Genomic DNA, 16,879 nt, shown 5'->3' on the forward strand with positions numbered 1-16,879 from the left:
GACTCCAGACTGGGGGGCGGGGAAGGCTCAGGGTAAGGTCGACAACCCGCCGGGCGCAAGGCGCGACAAGCGCCGATTTACATTAATAAATACATTCACTATATGGATAATCCATCACCTGACCTAAAGGCCGGCTCCACAAACACGACGGCTATCCGGAAGATAACATCGCTCGACATCCACACCGCCGCGGCCCGGCCGCCGGTTCATTAGATAAAACGATGGAACCCAAGACATGCCCAGCCTGCAACGCTTCCGCCCGGACACCGCGCCGGAAACCCTGATCGCCGCGCTCGAACAAGACGGCGGCATCGTGATAGAACATCTGTTGACCCCGGAAGGCCTGGCGCAGTTCCGCGCCCAGTTGCAACCGCTGCTGGACCGCTCCGCCCCCTGCCAGGGCGATTTCTACGGCTACGCCACTCGTCGGATCAGCGGCCTGATCGAACGCGTGCCCGCCACCCGCGAACTCGCCATCCACCCGCTGATCCTGCAAGTGATGGACGCCTTCCTGCTGCGCGGCTGCCGCGAATACCAGCTCAACCTCACCCAGGCCATCAGCATAGGCCCCGGCGAGCCGCGCCAATTCCTGCACAGCGACGACCTGATGTTCCCCGGCACCGCGCCCGGATCGGAAAAAATGATCAACTGCATGTACGCGCTGGACGACTTCACCGAGCACAACGGCGCCACCTGCGTCGTGCCCGGCAGCCACCGCTGGCCGGAGCCGCGCGACCCCAGGCCGGAAGAAGTCATCAGCGCCGCCATGCCCGCCGGCTCGGTGCTGATCTACCTGGGCTCGCTGATCCACGGCGGCGGCGCCAACCAGACAAAGCAACCGCGCACCGGCGTCGTCATCAGCTACAACCTGGGCTGGCTGCGCCAGGCGGAAAACCAATATCTCGCCGTCACCAGGGAACTGGCCCGCGCGCTGCCGCCGCGGCTGCAACGGCTGCTGGGCTACTTCGTCCACGCGCCCAACCTCGGCAGCATAGACGGCCGCGACCCGATCGAACTGCTGCGCGGGCAACCGCCGGCGGACGCGCTGTTCCGCGAATTCCTGCCGGAGGAAATTATCCAGCCGCTGGCGGAAGCGCGCGCCGCCGCGCTGCGCGCCGACTGAGACCTCCTTCACCGCCGACATCCCGCCGCAACACCGCGGCGGGATGATGGACGATGTCGCGCGCCGGCCACCCGGCTGACGCGCCCTTAGAACGTGTTTACGATCTCGCGAGCTAAGGAGAGACAAGGCGAAAACGAGCGAAAAAGCGGAATGTACTCGTGGTACATGAGCATTTTGAGCTCGGTTTCAACGCCGTATCGCCGACGCGCAGCAGAGCGTAAACAGGTTCGTACATGCTGGACCCCAGACAAGGACACATCATGACCACCGCCGATGAGCAGGACCGCCCGCCGCAGACCGAAGCGGACGCCCCGCAAGACCCTTCCCGCCGCCGTCTGTTCGAAGGCCTGGCCGCCATCGGCGCCAGCTGTGCGCTGCCCGCGGCGGCCGCGGCGACGCCGTCCGGCCATCCACGCCGCGGCCCGTTGGACGCCCTGCTCAAGGCCAATATCAAGAACGTGGTGGTGATCTACCTGGAAAACCGCAGCTTCAACAACCTTTACGGCAACTTCCCCGGCGTGGCCAAACCACTGAGCGCGGTCAGGCCGGAACAGGCGCAGCAACGCGACCGCGACGGCCGCCCGCTGTCCGGCCTGCCCAAGATCTGGGGCGGCCTGGTGCCCACCGGCCAGACCGTGGCCGGCAAGCGCTACTTCATCGAGGAAAAAGACATCCAGGGCTTGCCCAACGCGCCGTTCCCGCTGAAAGACGCCGAGGGCCAACCCTTGCCGGAAGCGGTGATCACCCGCGACCTCTGCCATCTGTTCTATCACAACCAGATGCAGATCAACGACGGCCGCAACGACCAGTTCGCCGCCTGGGGCGACTCCGGCGCGCTGGTGATGGGCCACTACCCGGACACCGCGCGCACCCTCAACCAATGGCAGATCGCCCGCCGCTTCACCCTGTGCGACAACTTCTTCATGGCGGCCTTCGGCGGCTCCTACCTCAACCACCAGTTCCTGATCGCCGCGCGCACCCCGGAATACTTCAACGCCGCCCAGACCCCCGCCAAGAAGAAAATCGCCGTGCTGGCCGACGGCCCCACCGGCCGCCGGCTGGCGCTGGACCCCAAATCCCCGGCTTCGGCGCTGGACGGCCCGCCCAAATTCGTCAACAGCGGCGCCATCACCCCGGACGGCTACGCGGTCAACACCATGGCCCCGCCCTACCAGCCCAGCTTCGTGCGCCCGGCGGAAGGCGGCGACAAGCGCTACGCCGACCCGCAAGACCCCAGCACCCTGCCGCCGCAAAGCTACCGCACCATCGGCGATCTACTGTCCAACAAGCGCATTGGCTGGGCCTGGTACGGCGGCAGCTGGCAGGCGGCGCTGGACGGCAAGGGCGGCGGCGACGCGCCCAATTTCCAGTACCATCACCAGCCCTTCAATTACTTCCGCCAGTTCGCACCCGGCAGCGCCACGCGCGAGCGCCATCTGCTGGACGGCGGCCTGGGCGACAGCCCGATTTCCAACCGCTTCATCGCCGACGCCGTGGCCGGCAAACTGCCCGCGGTGGCCTTCTACAAACCGCAGGGGAATCTGAACATGCACGCCGGTTATTCCGACGTGGAGTCCGGCGACCGTCACGTGGCCAATGTGTTGCAGCATTTGATGAGCGGGCCGCAATGGAAGCACATGCTGGTGGTGATCACCCATGACGAGAACGGTGGCTGGTGGGACCATGTGGCGCCGCCGCAGGGGGACCGCTGGGGGCCGGGTTCGCGGATTCCGGCGATCATCGTGTCGCCGTTCGCCAAGCGCGGGCATGTGGATCACACCTTTTACGATACGACGTCCATCATCCGTTTCATCAGCCGGCTGCATGATTTGCCGGAGCTAGAAGGGGTCAGCGCGCGCAATGCGGCGTTCCGCGCGCGCGGCGCGCAGCCGCCGGGGGATTTGACCGGGGCTTTGGTATTTGCGTGAGGGGGTTGTTGCATCCGCTTTGCGGATGATGTTTCAAGAAGAAACCACGTAGCCGACGCGCCCCTAGTCCCTTCAAGCCTGCCGACGGGTGGCAGGCCCGAGGTCTTAAGCGGCTGCCTGTTCGAGCAGCGCGACGGTAGCGCGCTGCGAGTTCAGCCGCGCCTCGGGCCTGACGGGCCCCGGCGGGAAGCCGTAGGCCAGGCTTGCAGGGCGGCCTTTGGGGTGAAGGGGAATTTGGCCGCGCAAATTCCCCTTCCTGCCCGCCGGGCAGCCCCGGCAATGAAAATCATCATCCGCGCAGCGGATTCAAAACCCTCTCACCTAACCAAACTCACCACGTCGCCTTGATCCACCCCTTTTCCTCGGCAACAATCCCAGCCTTGCTACGTCATTTGGCAGGCGCATGGAGGGAGAGTGTAATGCACTCACCGGTTTGGGGTTCACTCGGTACGCCAATCCCGCTACGCGCTTGCCTAATCCTCACCCGCACACCTTGCTGAACCAGCCACACCGCCTTGACCCCAAGCACTCCCTCAGGAACAATCCCCACGTTGCCGCCCACATGCGGCACACGGGATTGGCGTCTCGTTTCCGAAGTCGACAAGCCAACGCAGCATGCTGCGTTGGCTGCTTTATCCATGGCAAAGCCATTTTGGCAGGCGCATGGTGGGCTATAAGCCTGCACTTTCAACGATTTGATTTGTTTAGACGCCAATCCTGCTCCCTCCGACTTGGGATCAGGTGCTTCATCTTGTGTCATTACAGGAGAAACACCATGCAACATCCTCAAAACTTTCCCCGTCGCCGCCGTTACAAACTGCACTCGCTGGAGCAACAGGAAGCGCTGCTCCCCTTCGTCCGCTTCTGCCCCGGCCGTACCTATGCGCATTACTGGCAGATGCCCGCGCCCAGCAAGGACTACCCCGCCGACAACGCCTACGGCCGCGAATGTGCGGCCCACCTGTTGCAATGGCTGAAGGACAATCGGGAATACGTCGGCAAGGGCCTGCTCAGCCGTGTCGCCCGCGACATCGATTTTGACCACCGCGATGGACGCGGCCAGTGGATGGGTTTCTTCAACTATCTGGAAATAATCATGCTGTTGGGCGCCGACCGGGTCCGCGTCTACCGCCATGTGGATAGCCAACACCAGATCTACCTGGCGCTGGGACAACGGCTCAAGCTGGAAGCGCGTTTCCGCCGCATCCGCCTGCGCAATCGCTGACCTCGGCTGGTGGGTATCGCTGCGCTCCACCCACCCTACGGCGGGGGATTTGTAGGGTGGGTGGAGCCGCAGGCGATACCCACCAAAAACCCCGCCATCGAAACCCAAGGATGGATTCCGCCGCATATCTGCGTGGGTATCGCTGCGCTCTACCCACCCTACGGCAGGAGGATTTGTAGGGTGGGTGGAGCCGTAGGCGATACCCACCAACAAGCTAGACCAACCATCGTTCAAACAAAAAACGCCCCGGAAACCGGGGCGTTTTGAATGAAGACGACAAGCGCTCAGATCACGTAATCCTGACCTTCCGGTTTGGCGAACACCGACAGCTTCTTCGGCGTCACGTACAGGCTGTCGCCGGGCAATACCCCCAGCTCGCGGTAGCGCTCCTTGCTCACCGCCGCCTCGATGCTCTGGCCGTCGGCCTGCACCAGCTCCACCCGCACAATGGGGCCCACCGCGTGGATATGCTCCACCGTGCCCTGCGCCAGCGCGCCGTCGGCGTGGCGCGACAGGTCCAGATCATGCGGGCGCACATAGGCCACCGCCTCGTCGCCGCTGGCCAGGCTCAGCCCTTCCAGCGCATGAGCGTAGCCGCCGATCTGCAACTGGCCGCGCTCAATGCGGCCGTGGAACAGGTTCACATCGCCCAGGAACTGCGTGACGAAGGGCGTGGCCGGGTTTTCGTAGATGTCGTCCGGACGGCCCACTTGCTCGATGTGGCCGTGGTCCATCACCACTACCCGGTCCGACACTTCCAGCGCTTCTTCCTGATCGTGGGTGACGAACACGCTGGTGATGTGCATATCGTTGTGCAGGTCGCGCAGCCAGCGGCGCAAGTCCTTGCGCACCTTGGCGTCCAGCGCGCCGAAGGGTTCGTCCAGCAGCAACACCTTGGGTTCCACCGCCAGCGAGCGCGCCAGCGCGATGCGCTGACGCTGGCCGCCGGACAGCTGGCCTGGATAGGCGTCCGCCAGCCAGTCCAGCTGCACCATTTTCAGAAGCTGCATCACTTTGTCGCGGATCTCGTCCTTGCCGGGCCGGTTCTTGCGCGGCTTGACGCTGAGGCCGAAGGCCACGTTGTCGAACACCGTCATGTGACGAAACAGCGCGTAATGCTGGAACACGAAGCCCACTTCGCGCTCGGCCACGTGGGTGTGGGTGGCGTCGGCGCCGGCAAACAGCACCTGCCCGGCATCCGGCTGTTCCAGGCCGGCGATGATGCGCAGCAAGGTGGTCTTGCCGCAGCCGGACGGCCCCAGCAGCGCCAGCAGTTCGCCGGCCTCCACGTTGAGGCTGACATTGTCCAGCGCGACGAAGTCGCCGAACTGCTTGCGGATATTGCGGATTTCTATGCTCATGCGGGCTGGTCCTTGGCTATGGCGCGGCCGGCGGCGGCCAGGCGAGCGGCCGCGCTGCGTTCCGCGGCGGCGTCGCTCTGTCGCGCCATCCGCCACTCCACCAGGCTCTTGACGCCCAGGGTCACCAGGGCGAGGAAGGCCAATAGCGAAGCGCAAGCGAAGGCGCCGACGAAGTTGTACTCGTTGTACAGGATTTCCACGTGCAGCGGAATGGTGTTGGTCTGGCCGCGAATATGGCCGGAAACCACGCTCACCGCGCCGAATTCCCCCATCGCGCGGGCATTGGTCAGGATCACGCCGTAGAGCAGGCCCCATTTGACGTTGGGCAGGGTCACGCGCCAGAAGGTCTGCCAGCCGGAAGCGCCCAACACCAGCGCCGCCTGCTCCTCGTCCGCGCCCTGGGCCTGCATCAGAGGGATCAGCTCGCGGGCCACGAAGGGGAAGGTGACGAAGACGGTGGCCAGCACGATGCCGGGCACGGCGAAGATCACTTGCAGGCCGTGCTGTTGCAGCCAGCCGCCCAGCGCGGTGTTGACGCCGAACAAGAGCACGTACATCAGGCCGGCCACCACCGGCGACACCGCGAACGGCAGGTCGATCAGCGTGGTCAGGAAGCTTTTGCCGCGGAATTCGAAGCGGGCGATGGCCCAGGCCGCGGCCACGCCGAACACCAGGTTAAGCGGCACGGCGATCACGGCGGCGGTCAGCGTCAGCTTGATCGCCGCCAGCGCGTCCGGTTCGGTCAGCGCGGCCAGGTACAGATCCCAGCCCTTGCGGAAGGCTTCCCAGAACACCGCCAGCAGCGGCACCAGCAGGAACAGGAACAGGAAGGCCAGGGCCAGGCCGGTCAGCAGATAGCGCACCAGGCGCGATTCAGTGGTCAGGCTTTGCATGTCATTTACCCGCGCCGTAGCGGCGCGCGGCCCACCATTGGATGAGGTTGATGGCGAACAGGAACAGGAAGGAGATGGCCAGCATCACCAGCGCCACCGCCACCGCGCCGTTTTGATCGAACTGGTCCAGCTTGGCGGCGATGATCAGCGGGGCAATTTCCGACACCATCGGGATATTGCCGGCGATGAAGATCACCGAGCCGTACTCGCCGGTGGCGCGGGCGAAGGCCATTGCGCCGCCGGTGATCAAGGCAGGCAGCGCCGCCGGGAAGATCACGCGCCGGAAGATGTCCCAGCGCCCGGCGCCCAGACAGGTGGCGGCTTCTTCCAGCTCGCGCTCTAGGTCTTCCAGCACCGGCTGCACAGTGCGCACCACGAAGGGCAGGCCGATGAAGGTCAGCGCGACGATGATGCCCAGCGGGGTGAACGACACTTTCAGGCCCAGCGGCTCCAGGTATTGGCCTATCCAGCCGTTGGGCGCGTACAGCGTGGTCAGCGCGATGCCGGCCACCGCGGTGGGCAGCGCGAACGGCAGGTCCACCAGCGCGTCGATCAAGCGCTTGCCGGGAAAGCGGTAGCGCACCAGCACCCAGGCCACCAGGAAGCCGAACAGCAGATTGATCAGCGCGGCGATGCCGGCTGAGACGAAGGACAGGCGGATGGCGGCCATCACGCGCTCATGGGCCACCGCATCAACAAAGGCCGCCCAGCCCATGCCGTGCGCGGACCACAGCAGCGCGGCGAAGGGCAGCAGCACGATCAGGCCCAGCCAGAACAGGGTAATGCCGAAGGACAGGCCGAAGCCGGGCAGCACCGAATGGCGCTTGTTGATCAGATTGAAGCCGCTGGCCGCCATCATGCGCTCATTTCTTGCTGAAGATCTGGTCGAAGCTGCCGCCGTCGGCGAAGTGCTTCTGATTGACCGCGGCCCAGGAGCCGAACACGCTGGCCACGGTAAAAGTCTTCACCGCCGGGAAGCGGGCGGCGAACTGCTTGGCCACCGCCGGATCCTGCGGGCGCAGGTAGTTGTCGGCGGCCAGCTTCTGGCCTTCCGGGCTCCACAGGTATTGCAGATAGGCTTCCGCCTGCTTGCGGCTGCCCTTGCGGTCCACCACCTTGTCCACCACCGACACCGGGTTCTCGGCCAGCACCGACAGGCTGGGATAGACCAGCTCGAAACCGCCGCGGCCGAATTCGCGGGCGATCATTTCCGCCTCGTTCTCGAAGGTCACCAACACATCGCCGATCTGGCGCTGCATGAAGGTGGTGGTGGCGGCGCGGCCGCCGCCGTCCAGCACCGGCACGTTCTTGAAGATGCGGCCCACCAGGTCCTGGGCCTTGGCCTCGTTGCCGCCCGGCTGCTTCAAGGCATAGCCCCAGGCCGCCAGATAGCTGTAACGGCCGTTGCCGGAGGTCTTGGGATTGGGGATCACCACCTTGAGGCCGGGCTTGGCCAGGTCGCTCCAGTCGCGCACTTGCTGCGGATTGCCCTTGCGCACCAGGAACACGATGGTGGAGGTAAACGGCACCGCGTGGTTGGGCAGACGGCTGGCCCAATTGGCCGGCAGCAGGCCCTTGCCGGCCAGCAGATCGATGTCGGTGGCCTGGTTCATCGTGATCACGTCAGCGGCCAGGCCGTTGGCCACCGCCAGCGCCTGCTTGCTGGAGCCGCCGTGCGACTGTTGCAGGGTGACGGTTTCGCCGGTCTTGGCCTTATAGGCCTTCTGGAAGGCCGGGTTGTAGTCCTTGTAGAAGTCGCGCATCACGTCGTAGGACACGTTGAGCAGGGTGGCGTCGGCCAGCGCGGAGCCGGACGCGGCCAGCAGCAGGGCGGCCAGGGCAAGGCGGAGCTTCATGGACAGACCTTTTCTTAAGGAGTAATCGGCGATGTTCCCGACTATACCCAAGGACTGTTATATCCATAAATAATATTGTGAAATACCTTTATCCCTCAATCATCTAACAAGACCCTCTCATTTCCCTGACATCCCATCGCGTTTTAGCGCCTGCGCCACGTCTCGCGAACCAAACGAACTTGGCGCAAATAGCCAAGGGGGTGGATGTCACAGACCTTATGAACAGCCTTTCAAAGGCGCGCTCATCGTGCCGCCGCTGACAACCGGCGGCAGAACGCAAACCGCTTCATCGCCTTCCCATGAAAACGGCGGCGGCTTCCGCTACTCTGAAACCAGGTAATGACATTAAAATATTTCGACAAAGAGGATGCGGATGCCAACCCTTGCCCGCTATTGCCTGCTGTTGCTCTGCCTGTACAGCCCAGTCGCGCCCGCCGCCGAACCCAGACAAAACCCAAGCCCGGAAGACAGCGCGCGCACGCTGACGGTGGGCAATCAGGACATCGTGCTGCTGCTGTCCAAACAAGGCGCGCTAACGCCGGAAGCGCGCGTGGCCCGCGCGCTGGAACGCGGCAAGAACTTGAGCGGCGAGGACCTGCAACAAGCAGTGCAGGCCGCGCCGCTTCAGGCGAATGGCGTCAAGGCGCTGCAATTCAGCCTGAACGGAAAGCCTCTGTTCGTGCTTTATGAGCAAGACCTGGACCCCGGCGATTTCCTCAGCCTGGAACAAGCGGGCCAGCGAGTGCGGCAAAGGCTGGATCAGGTGCGGCTGCAAGCGCTGGAACTACGCTCGCCCGGCCATATGCTGCGCGCCGCCGCACTGGCGCTGTTGGCCACGCTGGCGCTGGGCGGCCTGCTCTGGCTGATCAGTCGGCTGAGACGCGCCTCCTTGCGCAAGCTGGCCGCCTCAAGCGGCGGCGGTTCTCGCTACAATCTGCTGCTGCTCTTGCGCCGAGCGGAACAGCGACTGGTGGATTTGACCGCTGTGCTCAGCGCCCTGATGGCCTGCTATGTCTACTTGTCCTTTGTGCTGAAGCAATTCCCCTACACCCGCAGCTGGGGCCAGCAACTGGGACGCTCGCTGATGCGGCTGCTGGCCGACATCGCCAGCAGCACGTTGGCGGCGGTGCCCGGCCTCGTGACGGTAGTCGTCATCTTCCTGCTGACCCGCTTGCTGAACAAAGGCCTGGCCGCCTTGTTCGCCCTGGTGGAGCGCGGCCAGCTGGAACTGCCCGGCCTGCACTCGGAAACCGTGGGGGCTACGCGGCGGCTCGCCTCCGGGGTCTTGTGGCTATTCGCGCTGACGGTGGCCTACCCTTATCTTCCCGGCGCCAATTCCGATGCTTTCAAGGGCGTCAGCGTCTTCTTCGGCCTGATGGTGACCCTGGGATCGGCCGGCATCATGACGCATGCGATGAGCGGGCTGGTGCTGATTTACTCGCGGGCCTTCCGTCCTGGCGACTATGTTCAGATCGGCGACGTGGAAGGCAAGATCACCGAGCTCTCGGCGCTGTCCACCAAAATCCAGACGCGCGCCGAATATGAAATCACCCTGCCCAACGCGGTGGTGGTCAGCGGCAAGGTGGTCAATCTCAGCCGCCACTCGCGGCGCAAAGGCCTGGCGGTCTGCACCAAAGTGACCATAGGCTACGACACCCCGTGGCGGCAGGTTCAGGCGCTGCTGGAACTGGCGGCGCGGCGCGCGGAATCGGTAGACCCCGCCGTCGCGCCGCAAGTGCGGCAACTGAGCTTGCAGGATTACTACGTTGAATACGAGCTCCAGGCGCAATTACGCCCCGGCGTGCTGCCGGCCGAGGGACGCCACGCGCTGCACGCTCAGATTCAGGACGTCTTCAATGAGTTCGGCGTGCAAATCATGTCGCCCAACTTCGTGGCCCAGCCGGAACAGCCGGTAGTGGTGCCGGCCGCCGCGTGGTACGCCCCGCCGGCCGCGCCGCCCGATACCGCCCCCTGAGCGGGGCTACGGGCTGGCCGCTCTCCGCGCTTTGGTTTACTCTCGGTCCATTCCACACGTTTTTGCAATCCCGGACTCAAAGACATGAACGTCAAAGACTATATGCAACAGGCGGGCAAGGCCGCCCGCAAGGCCAGCCGCGAACTGGCCCGCGCCGACACCGCGCAGAAGAACCGCGCGCTGCTGGCGATGGCGGACGCCATCCTGCGCGACCAGGCCAAGCTGTTGGCCGCCAACGCCCAGGACATGGACGCGGCGCGCAAGGCCGGCCTGGAGCCGGCGCTGCTGGACCGCCTGGCCTTGAACGAGAAAACCGTCGCCGGCATCGCCGAAGGCCTGCGCCAGATCGCCGCGCTGCCGGACCCGGTGGGCGAGGTCAGCGACATGGCTTACCGGCCGTCCGGCATTCAGCTGGGCAAGATGCGAGTGCCGCTGGGCGTGGTGGGCATCATTTACGAGGCGCGGCCCAACGTCACCGCCGACGCCGCCGGCCTGTGCCTGAAATCCGGCAACGCCGCGCTGCTGCGCGGCGGTTCCGAAGCCTTCCACAGCAACCAGGCCATCGCCGCCTGCGTGCACGAAGGCCTGCGCGAAGCCGGCCTGCCGGCCGAGGCGGTTCAAGTGCTGGCCACCACCGACCGCGCCGCGGTGGGCGAGCTGATCACCATGCCGGAATACGTGGACGTGATCGTGCCGCGCGGCGGCAAGGGCCTGATCGCCCGCATCAGCGCCGAGGCGCGGGTGCCGGTGATCAAGCATCTGGACGGCAATTGCCATGTCTACATCGACGACACCGCCAGCCCGGACAAGGCCTTCGACATCGCGCTGAACGCCAAAACCCACCGCTACGGCACCTGCAACACCATGGAAACCCTGCTGGTGCACACCGCCTTCGCGGAATTCATCCTGCCGCGCCTGGCTGAGGCCTATTGGGAAAAAGGCGTGGAGCTGCGCGGCTGCGAGCGCACCCGCGCGATTCTGGGCGACAAGGTGCGGCCGGCCGGCGACGAGGACTGGGCCAGCGAATACCTGGCGCCCATCCTGGCGGTCAAGGTGGTCAAGGATCTGGACGACGCCATCGAACACATTAACCACTGGGGCAGCCACCACACCGACGCCATCGTGTCCGAGGACTACGGCCGCGCGCGCCGCTTCCTGCGCGAGGTGGATTCCGCCAGCGTGATGGTCAACGCCTCCACTCGCTTCGCCGACGGCTTCGAGTACGGGCTGGGCGCGGAAATCGGCATTTCCACCGACAAGATCCACGCCCGCGGCCCGGTGGGCCTGACCGGCCTGACCAGCCAGAAGTGGATCGTGCTGGGCGACGGCCAGATCCGCTCCTGATTCCGCCGCCCGGGGAGCCGGCCTCTGGCCGGTTTCCGCCCAGGCGCGAACAACGCCGCCGGCCTCGCTGCCGGCGGCGTTTTCATTGATAATCGCTGCTTTGCTTCCCTACCGGGCAATTCCATGCTGACCCTGAACCAACAAGACCTGGCCGCGCTATCGGCCAAAGCCGCCTGTGCGCCGCGCCTGCGCGCCAACCAGAATTTCCACGCCCAGCTGGAAGACCCGATCCAGCGCCTGGCCATCGCCATGGAGCCGGACACCTATGTCCGCCCGCACCGCCACGACCACAGCTGGGAAATGCTGATCGCGCTCAGCGGCGCCTTCGAGGTGATCGTGTTCGACGATGCCGGCGTGGTGCAAGGCCGCCACCGCCTGGGCGAAGACGGCGCGCGCGTGTTCGAAATGCCGGCGAATACCTGGCACTCGGTGGTGTCGCTGCTGCCGGGCAGCGTGGTGTTCGAAGTCAAGCACGGCCCTTATCTGCCGCTGCAGGAACAGAACCTGGCCGCCTGGTCCCCGGCCGAAGGTTCCGAGCGCGTGCCCGCCATGCTGGATTTCCTGCGCCGCGCCCAGCCTGGGCAGCGCTTCGGCGGCTAAAGCCGCAGCCGGTCAAGCGGCGAACCAAATAAGCTTGCCAGCCGCCGCGCCCCTGTTTACCGTGTAGGGCATCTCTTGGGGGCGGGAGGCGAACCATGTTGTGGCATTGGCTGCTGGCAAGCTTGCATCTACTGGCTCTGGGCGCAGGCCTGGCCGCGCTCTGGAGCCGCGCCGGCCTGCTGCGCCAGCAACAATTCCCCAGCCAGACCCCGCAGCTGTTCCGCAGCCATCGCTGGTGGCTGCTGGCGCTGGCGCTGTGGACCGTCAGCGGGCTGGGCCTGCTGTCGCTGGACCCCGCCCGCCTGCAACAACCGCTCTTCATGCTCAAGCTGCTGACCCTGGCCCCGCTGTTGCTGCTGGAAGTCCGCGCTTCGCGCGGCCTGATGCGCTGGCAAAGCCAGCTGCGCATCCAGCGCAGCCTGGAGCTGCGCGGCGCCGATTCGCTGGCGCGCAGCAGCCATTGGCAAATCTGGCTGCTGCTCGCCATCGTCGGCGAGTCCGCCGCGCTGCACGGCTGAAGACCGGTCCAAGGCGCCCTTCCCTCCCCCGTTCCCAAACTCCTTAACACCTGCAAGCGGCCTAACTCGAACTTGCGCGCGACGCGGCGTTTCCAACCCTGGTACGTCGTCCTTCTGCAAGTTAAAGCCATGCCCAATCTGATCGAACACTGCAAATCCCTATTGCTGCAAACCGCGCTCGGCGTCGCCCTGAGCTGCGCGGTGGTGCCTGCTCTCGCCAATCTGAACGACCCGGTCGCCACGCTGAAAGCCAAGGCCCCGCCGCCCGTCGTGGCCAACTGCCTGGACGAGCGCATGCGCAAGCTGCGCATCCCCAGCGAATACATCGAACGCGAGCGCGGCGGAGAGCGCGGCGAAGCCGTGCGCCTGACCAACCCCGCCACCAATAAGGACGGGCTGGAAATCCTCATCCGGCCGGACGGCGACGCCAGCAGGCTGACGGTGAACACCCACGGCCTCAGTTACAGCAAGGCTTGGCGCAAGCTGGTCAACGACTGCGCGCAACGCGGCTGATCCGTCCCCCGGCCGGGCTGTGGACAGCGCCGGCCGCGGCCCCTCCGCTGTGGAAAATGTGCGCAAACTGTGCACAACACTGTGGATAACCATAAAGTGGCTCCGCCAAACGCCCGGTTTGATTGCATCCGCTTGCCTTTCTCTCTTGTGCACAACTTTTAAAACGCCCGCCGCGCTGTGCGCAATGTGGATGAAACGGGGACAAGTCTGTGGATAAGCGCGGCCGTGGTCCGGCGCCGCTTCCCCGCTGACAAAAATCCTCCAGCGGTTACACTGGACAGGAGATCTTCGCCCAGGAGCCCGCATGTCCAATTACCACGCCAAGTACGAACTGCACTACGCCGCCGGCAAGGCGTTGCGCCAATCCTGCTCCCGCACCCTGCAAGCGGAAAACCGGCTCAGCGCGCCGCGCGACGTCGTGGCCATGGTGGAGCACACCTCCCAAGGCCGGGTGCAGGGACTGATTCCGCTGCGCTACAGCCGGATGCAGGTCTCGCCGTTCACCTTCTTCCGCGGCTTCGCCATGATCCAGGCCGCCGACCTGGCCGCCAACCCGTCCAGCGGCCTGAAGCTGCAGATCTGCGGCGACGCCCACCTGATGAACTACGGCTTCTTCGCCTCTCCCGAGCGGCAGCTGATCTTCGACATCAACGATTTCGACGAAACCCACCACGGCCCGTGGGAATGGGATTTGAAACGGCTGGCGGTCAGCCTGGTGCTGGCCGCGCGCGGCCAGAGCTTTAGCGAAAGCCAGGCGCGGGACATGGTGTGCCGCGCCAGCGAGGTCTACCGGCGCCGCGTCAACGAGTACGCGCGCATGGGGCAGCTGGAGCTGTGGTACACCAAGGTGGGCTTCGAGCAATTGCTGGAGCGCGCGCCCACCGACGCCATCCGCCAGCAAATGCTCAAGCTGTCCGACAAGGCCAGGCACCAGACCCAGGAAAAGCTGCTGCCCAAGATGACGGAGCTGGAGGACGGCACGCTGCGCCTGCGCGACAACCCGCCGGTGATCTTCCATCTGCACGACAAGAACACCCTGCTGGACAACGACGACAGCTGGCTGTCCACCGACGACGCCGAGGCGCTGGTCAAGCCGATGCTGGACAACTACATCGACACGCTGAAGGAAGACCGCCGCCAGTTGCTGGAGCGTTTCCGGCTGGTGGACTGCGCGTTCAAGGTGGTGGGGGTGGGCAGCGTGGGCACCCGCTGTCTGGTGATGCTGTTGCAAGACAACTTCGACCAGCCGCTGTTCCTGCAATTGAAGGAGGCGCGTCCCTCGGTGCTGGAGCCCTACACCCAGGCCTGCGTGCATGGCCACCAGGGCAAGCGCGTGGTGTTCGGCCAGCGCCTGATGCAGGCGGCCAGCGACCTGTTCCTGGGCTGGACCACCGGCCCGGCCGGCCGCCACTTCTACGTGCGCCAGCTGCGCGACATGAAGGCGGCGCCGTCGCTGGAGGCCTTCGTCACGTCGGAAGCGCTGACCGCCTACGGCCAGGCCTGCGCCTGGGCGCTGGCGCGCGCCCACTCCAAATCCGGCGGCCAGGCCGCCCAACTGGCCGGCTATGTGGGCGACAGCGACAAGCTGGACCAGGCCATCGCCGGCTACGCGCTGGCCTATGCCGACCAGGTGGAAGCCGATTACCAGGTGTTCAAGGCCGCCATCGCCAGCGGCCGACTGCAAGTCCACGACTGAAAACCCCGTCGCAACGCCGCCGCCGGCGGCGTTCATCCTTCCGTATTAATACCAAACCCTTGATCTTGTTGCTTGTAATGTCATAAAACCATACTAGAACAGGCGATAATCCCGGCCCTGTCCTTGCCGCCGGCAAAGACAGGGCCGACAGCCCACAATCAGACATCCACCTTCGAAAAGCGAACATCATGCGGGTCAATACCAGACTGTTCATCATCATGGCGGCCAGCCTGCTGGCTCTGCTCAGCATCGCGGCCGTGGCGCTGCTTTCCACCCGCGCCACGCTGGGCCAGGAAAAGCGCGAGCAAATCACCCACCTGCTGCGCATGGCGGAAGGCACCATGAGCCACTTCCAGAAACTGGAAGAAAAAGGCCTGCCGCGCGCCGACGCCCAGAAACAAGCCATCGCCGCGCTCAACGCGCTCAAGGTGGACGACATCTACTTCTTCGGCCGCAACCCGCAAAACGTGGTGATGTTCCACCCCAACAAGGACCGGGTGGGCAAGGTGGACATGGGCAGCACGCTGCCGGACGGCCGCACCACGGTGGCGGTGTACGAGGAAGCGCTGCAGAAAGACCATTACGGCCTGGTGACCATCCAGACCACGCGCAAGGGCAGCAAGGAAGAGGTTCCCAAGCTCAACGGCGTGGTGCGCTTCGACCCCTGGGGCTGGATGGTGGGCACCGGCATCTTCATCGACGACATCGACCAGCTGTTCTGGAGCCAGGCGCGCACGCTGCTGATCATCGCCGGCATCGGCATGATCACGCTGGCCGCGCTGATCCTGCTGGTATCCCGCAGCATCATGCAATCGCTGGGCGGCGATCCCAATTACGCGGCGCAGGTGGTCAAGGCCATCGCCGACGGCGACCTGGGCACCGACATCGCGGTGCAGGGCCCGCCGCACAGCCTGCTGGCGGCGATGCGCGAAATGCAGCTGAAGCTGCGCCAGATGATTGAGGAGATCCGCCTGGCCGCCACCAATATCAACCAGGCCAGCCGCCAGCTTTCCAGCGACATGGACAAGGTGCACGACGTCTCCGGCGTGGCCAGCTCCTCCACCAGCTCCGCCGCCGCCGCCATCGAACAGCTGTCGGTGAGCATAGATCACGTCACCGCCAGCGCCCGCGACACCGAATCCGGCTCGCGCGACACCGTGGAGCTGGCGCGCCAGGGCGAATCGCTGGCCGCCCAGGCCGCCGACGGCATCCGCAACATCGCCGGCCAGGTGCATGACGCCAGCGATATGGTGGGCAAGCTGGCGGAACGCACCCGCAACATCAGCGGCATCGCCGAAACCATTCGCGACATCGCCAACCAGACCAATCTGCTGGCGCTGAACGCGGCGATCGAAGCCGCGCGTGCCGGCGAAATGGGCCGCGGCTTCGCGGTGGTGGCCGACGAGGTGCGCAAGCTGGCGGAACGCACCGCCGCCGCCACCGACGAAATCTCCACCATCGTGCAGGCGGTGGTCAGCGAAACCGGCAGCGTGTCCAAGCATATGGACGAAATCCGTCCGGCGGTGGAAGGCGGCGTCGAGCAGGTGCAGCAGGCGGCCCAGACCCTGGACGCCATCAGCAAGCAGGCCAGCCAGGCGCTGGAGCACGTGCACAACGTGGTGGTGGCGATGGGCGAGCAAAGCCAGGCCGGCACCAATATCGCCGGCAATGTGGAACAGGTGGCCGGCGTGGTGGAGGAAACCCAGAATTCGGTCAGCAACGCCGTGCACGCGGTGCGCGCCATCGATCAGCAGGCGGACACCCTGCAGCAGACCGTGGGCCGCTTCCGCTTGTAAGGGTTCCGTTCAGGCCGCAGGCCGCGAACCGCGGCCAAGCCTTCCCCTCCC

General features: G+C 65.3%; 14 protein-coding genes. 10 read left to right on the plus strand and 4 right to left on the minus strand.

Annotated features, from left to right (window positions below):
- Nucleotides 1-235 precede the first annotated feature (235 nt).
- The 3 genes from VK98_RS08010 to VK98_RS08020 all read left to right on the plus strand — a co-directional run bounded on the left by VK98_RS08010 (nucleotide 236) and on the right by VK98_RS08020 (nucleotide 4,276).
- Complete coding sequence (locus VK98_RS08010; RefSeq protein WP_048413537.1) at nucleotides 236-1,123, plus strand: phytanoyl-CoA dioxygenase family protein; 888 nt, start codon at nucleotides 236-238, stop codon at nucleotides 1,121-1,123.
- A gap of 260 nt (nucleotides 1,124-1,383) precedes the next feature.
- Complete coding sequence (locus VK98_RS08015; protein WP_048413677.1) at nucleotides 1,384-3,051, plus strand: acid phosphatase; 1,668 nt, start codon at nucleotides 1,384-1,386, stop codon at nucleotides 3,049-3,051.
- 775 nt (nucleotides 3,052-3,826) lie between these two features.
- Nucleotides 3,827-4,276 carry a hypothetical protein gene (locus VK98_RS08020; protein ID WP_048413538.1) on the plus strand — a complete coding sequence of 150 codons (450 nt, stop codon included), beginning with the start codon at nucleotides 3,827-3,829 and terminating at the stop codon, nucleotides 4,274-4,276.
- Between the two features lie 284 nt (nucleotides 4,277-4,560).
- Here the strand turns inward: VK98_RS08020 and VK98_RS08025 are convergent, their stop codons facing one another.
- Genes VK98_RS08025 through VK98_RS08040 form a run of 4 tightly spaced genes read right to left on the minus strand, consistent with a single transcriptional unit; the run spans nucleotide 4,561 to nucleotide 8,386 of the window.
- Nucleotides 4,561-5,637: a sulfate/molybdate ABC transporter ATP-binding protein gene (locus VK98_RS08025; protein ID WP_048413539.1), complete on the minus strand. Its 1,077-nt coding sequence runs from the start codon at nucleotides 5,635-5,637 to the stop codon at nucleotides 4,561-4,563.
- A complete protein-coding gene (gene cysW / locus VK98_RS08030; RefSeq protein ID WP_048413540.1) occupies nucleotides 5,634-6,530 on the minus strand; it encodes a sulfate ABC transporter permease subunit CysW in 897 nt (298 codons plus the stop codon). The genes VK98_RS08025 and cysW overlap by 4 nt, the downstream gene beginning before the upstream one ends.
- Nucleotide 6,531: 1 nt before the next feature.
- Nucleotides 6,532-7,389 carry a sulfate ABC transporter permease subunit CysT gene (cysT, locus tag VK98_RS08035; protein ID WP_048413541.1) on the minus strand — a complete coding sequence of 286 codons (858 nt, stop codon included), beginning with the start codon at nucleotides 7,387-7,389 and terminating at the stop codon, nucleotides 6,532-6,534.
- A gap of 4 nt (nucleotides 7,390-7,393) precedes the next feature.
- Nucleotides 7,394-8,386, minus strand: coding sequence for a sulfate ABC transporter substrate-binding protein (locus VK98_RS08040; protein ID WP_048413542.1), 993 nt, complete (start codon nucleotides 8,384-8,386; stop codon nucleotides 7,394-7,396).
- A 373-nt stretch (nucleotides 8,387-8,759) separates the two neighbouring features.
- On the opposite strand from VK98_RS08040, the gene VK98_RS08045 reads away from it, so the two are divergent.
- From VK98_RS08045 to VK98_RS08075, 7 genes are all read left to right on the plus strand, one after another.
- The gene (locus tag VK98_RS08045) at nucleotides 8,760-10,361 is read left to right on the plus strand and encodes a mechanosensitive ion channel family protein (protein WP_048413543.1); all 1,602 of its coding nucleotides are present in this window, start codon (nucleotides 8,760-8,762) and stop codon (nucleotides 10,359-10,361) included.
- An 84-nt stretch (nucleotides 10,362-10,445) separates the two neighbouring features.
- On the plus strand, nucleotides 10,446-11,705 hold the full coding sequence (locus VK98_RS08050) for a glutamate-5-semialdehyde dehydrogenase (protein ID WP_048413544.1): 1,260 nt from the start codon (nucleotides 10,446-10,448) through the stop codon (nucleotides 11,703-11,705).
- Between the two features lie 123 nt (nucleotides 11,706-11,828).
- Nucleotides 11,829-12,305, plus strand: a complete 477-nt coding sequence (locus VK98_RS08055; protein WP_048413545.1) for a WbuC family cupin fold metalloprotein — start codon at nucleotides 11,829-11,831, stop codon at nucleotides 12,303-12,305.
- Nucleotides 12,306-12,400: 95 nt separating this feature from the next.
- Entirely contained in the window at nucleotides 12,401-12,823 is a 423-nt protein-coding gene (locus VK98_RS22715) for a DUF2214 family protein (protein WP_053077285.1), read from the plus strand.
- Nucleotides 12,824-12,952: 129 nt separating this feature from the next.
- Nucleotides 12,953-13,336 carry a hypothetical protein gene (locus tag VK98_RS08065; RefSeq protein ID WP_048413546.1) on the plus strand — a complete coding sequence of 128 codons (384 nt, stop codon included), beginning with the start codon at nucleotides 12,953-12,955 and terminating at the stop codon, nucleotides 13,334-13,336.
- Between the two features lie 304 nt (nucleotides 13,337-13,640).
- Nucleotides 13,641-15,032 (plus strand): DUF2252 domain-containing protein, encoded by a 1,392-nt coding sequence (locus tag VK98_RS08070; protein WP_053077286.1) that lies wholly within the window; start codon nucleotides 13,641-13,643, stop codon nucleotides 15,030-15,032.
- Between the two features lie 188 nt (nucleotides 15,033-15,220).
- Nucleotides 15,221-16,828: a methyl-accepting chemotaxis protein gene (locus VK98_RS08075; RefSeq protein ID WP_048413547.1), complete on the plus strand. Its 1,608-nt coding sequence runs from the start codon at nucleotides 15,221-15,223 to the stop codon at nucleotides 16,826-16,828.
- The last annotated feature ends 51 nt before the right edge of the window (nucleotides 16,829-16,879 follow it).

It is taken from the genome of Chromobacterium sp. LK11, assembly GCF_001043705.1.
Classification (GTDB): Bacteria; Pseudomonadota; Gammaproteobacteria; order Burkholderiales; family Chromobacteriaceae; genus Chromobacterium; species Chromobacterium alkanivorans.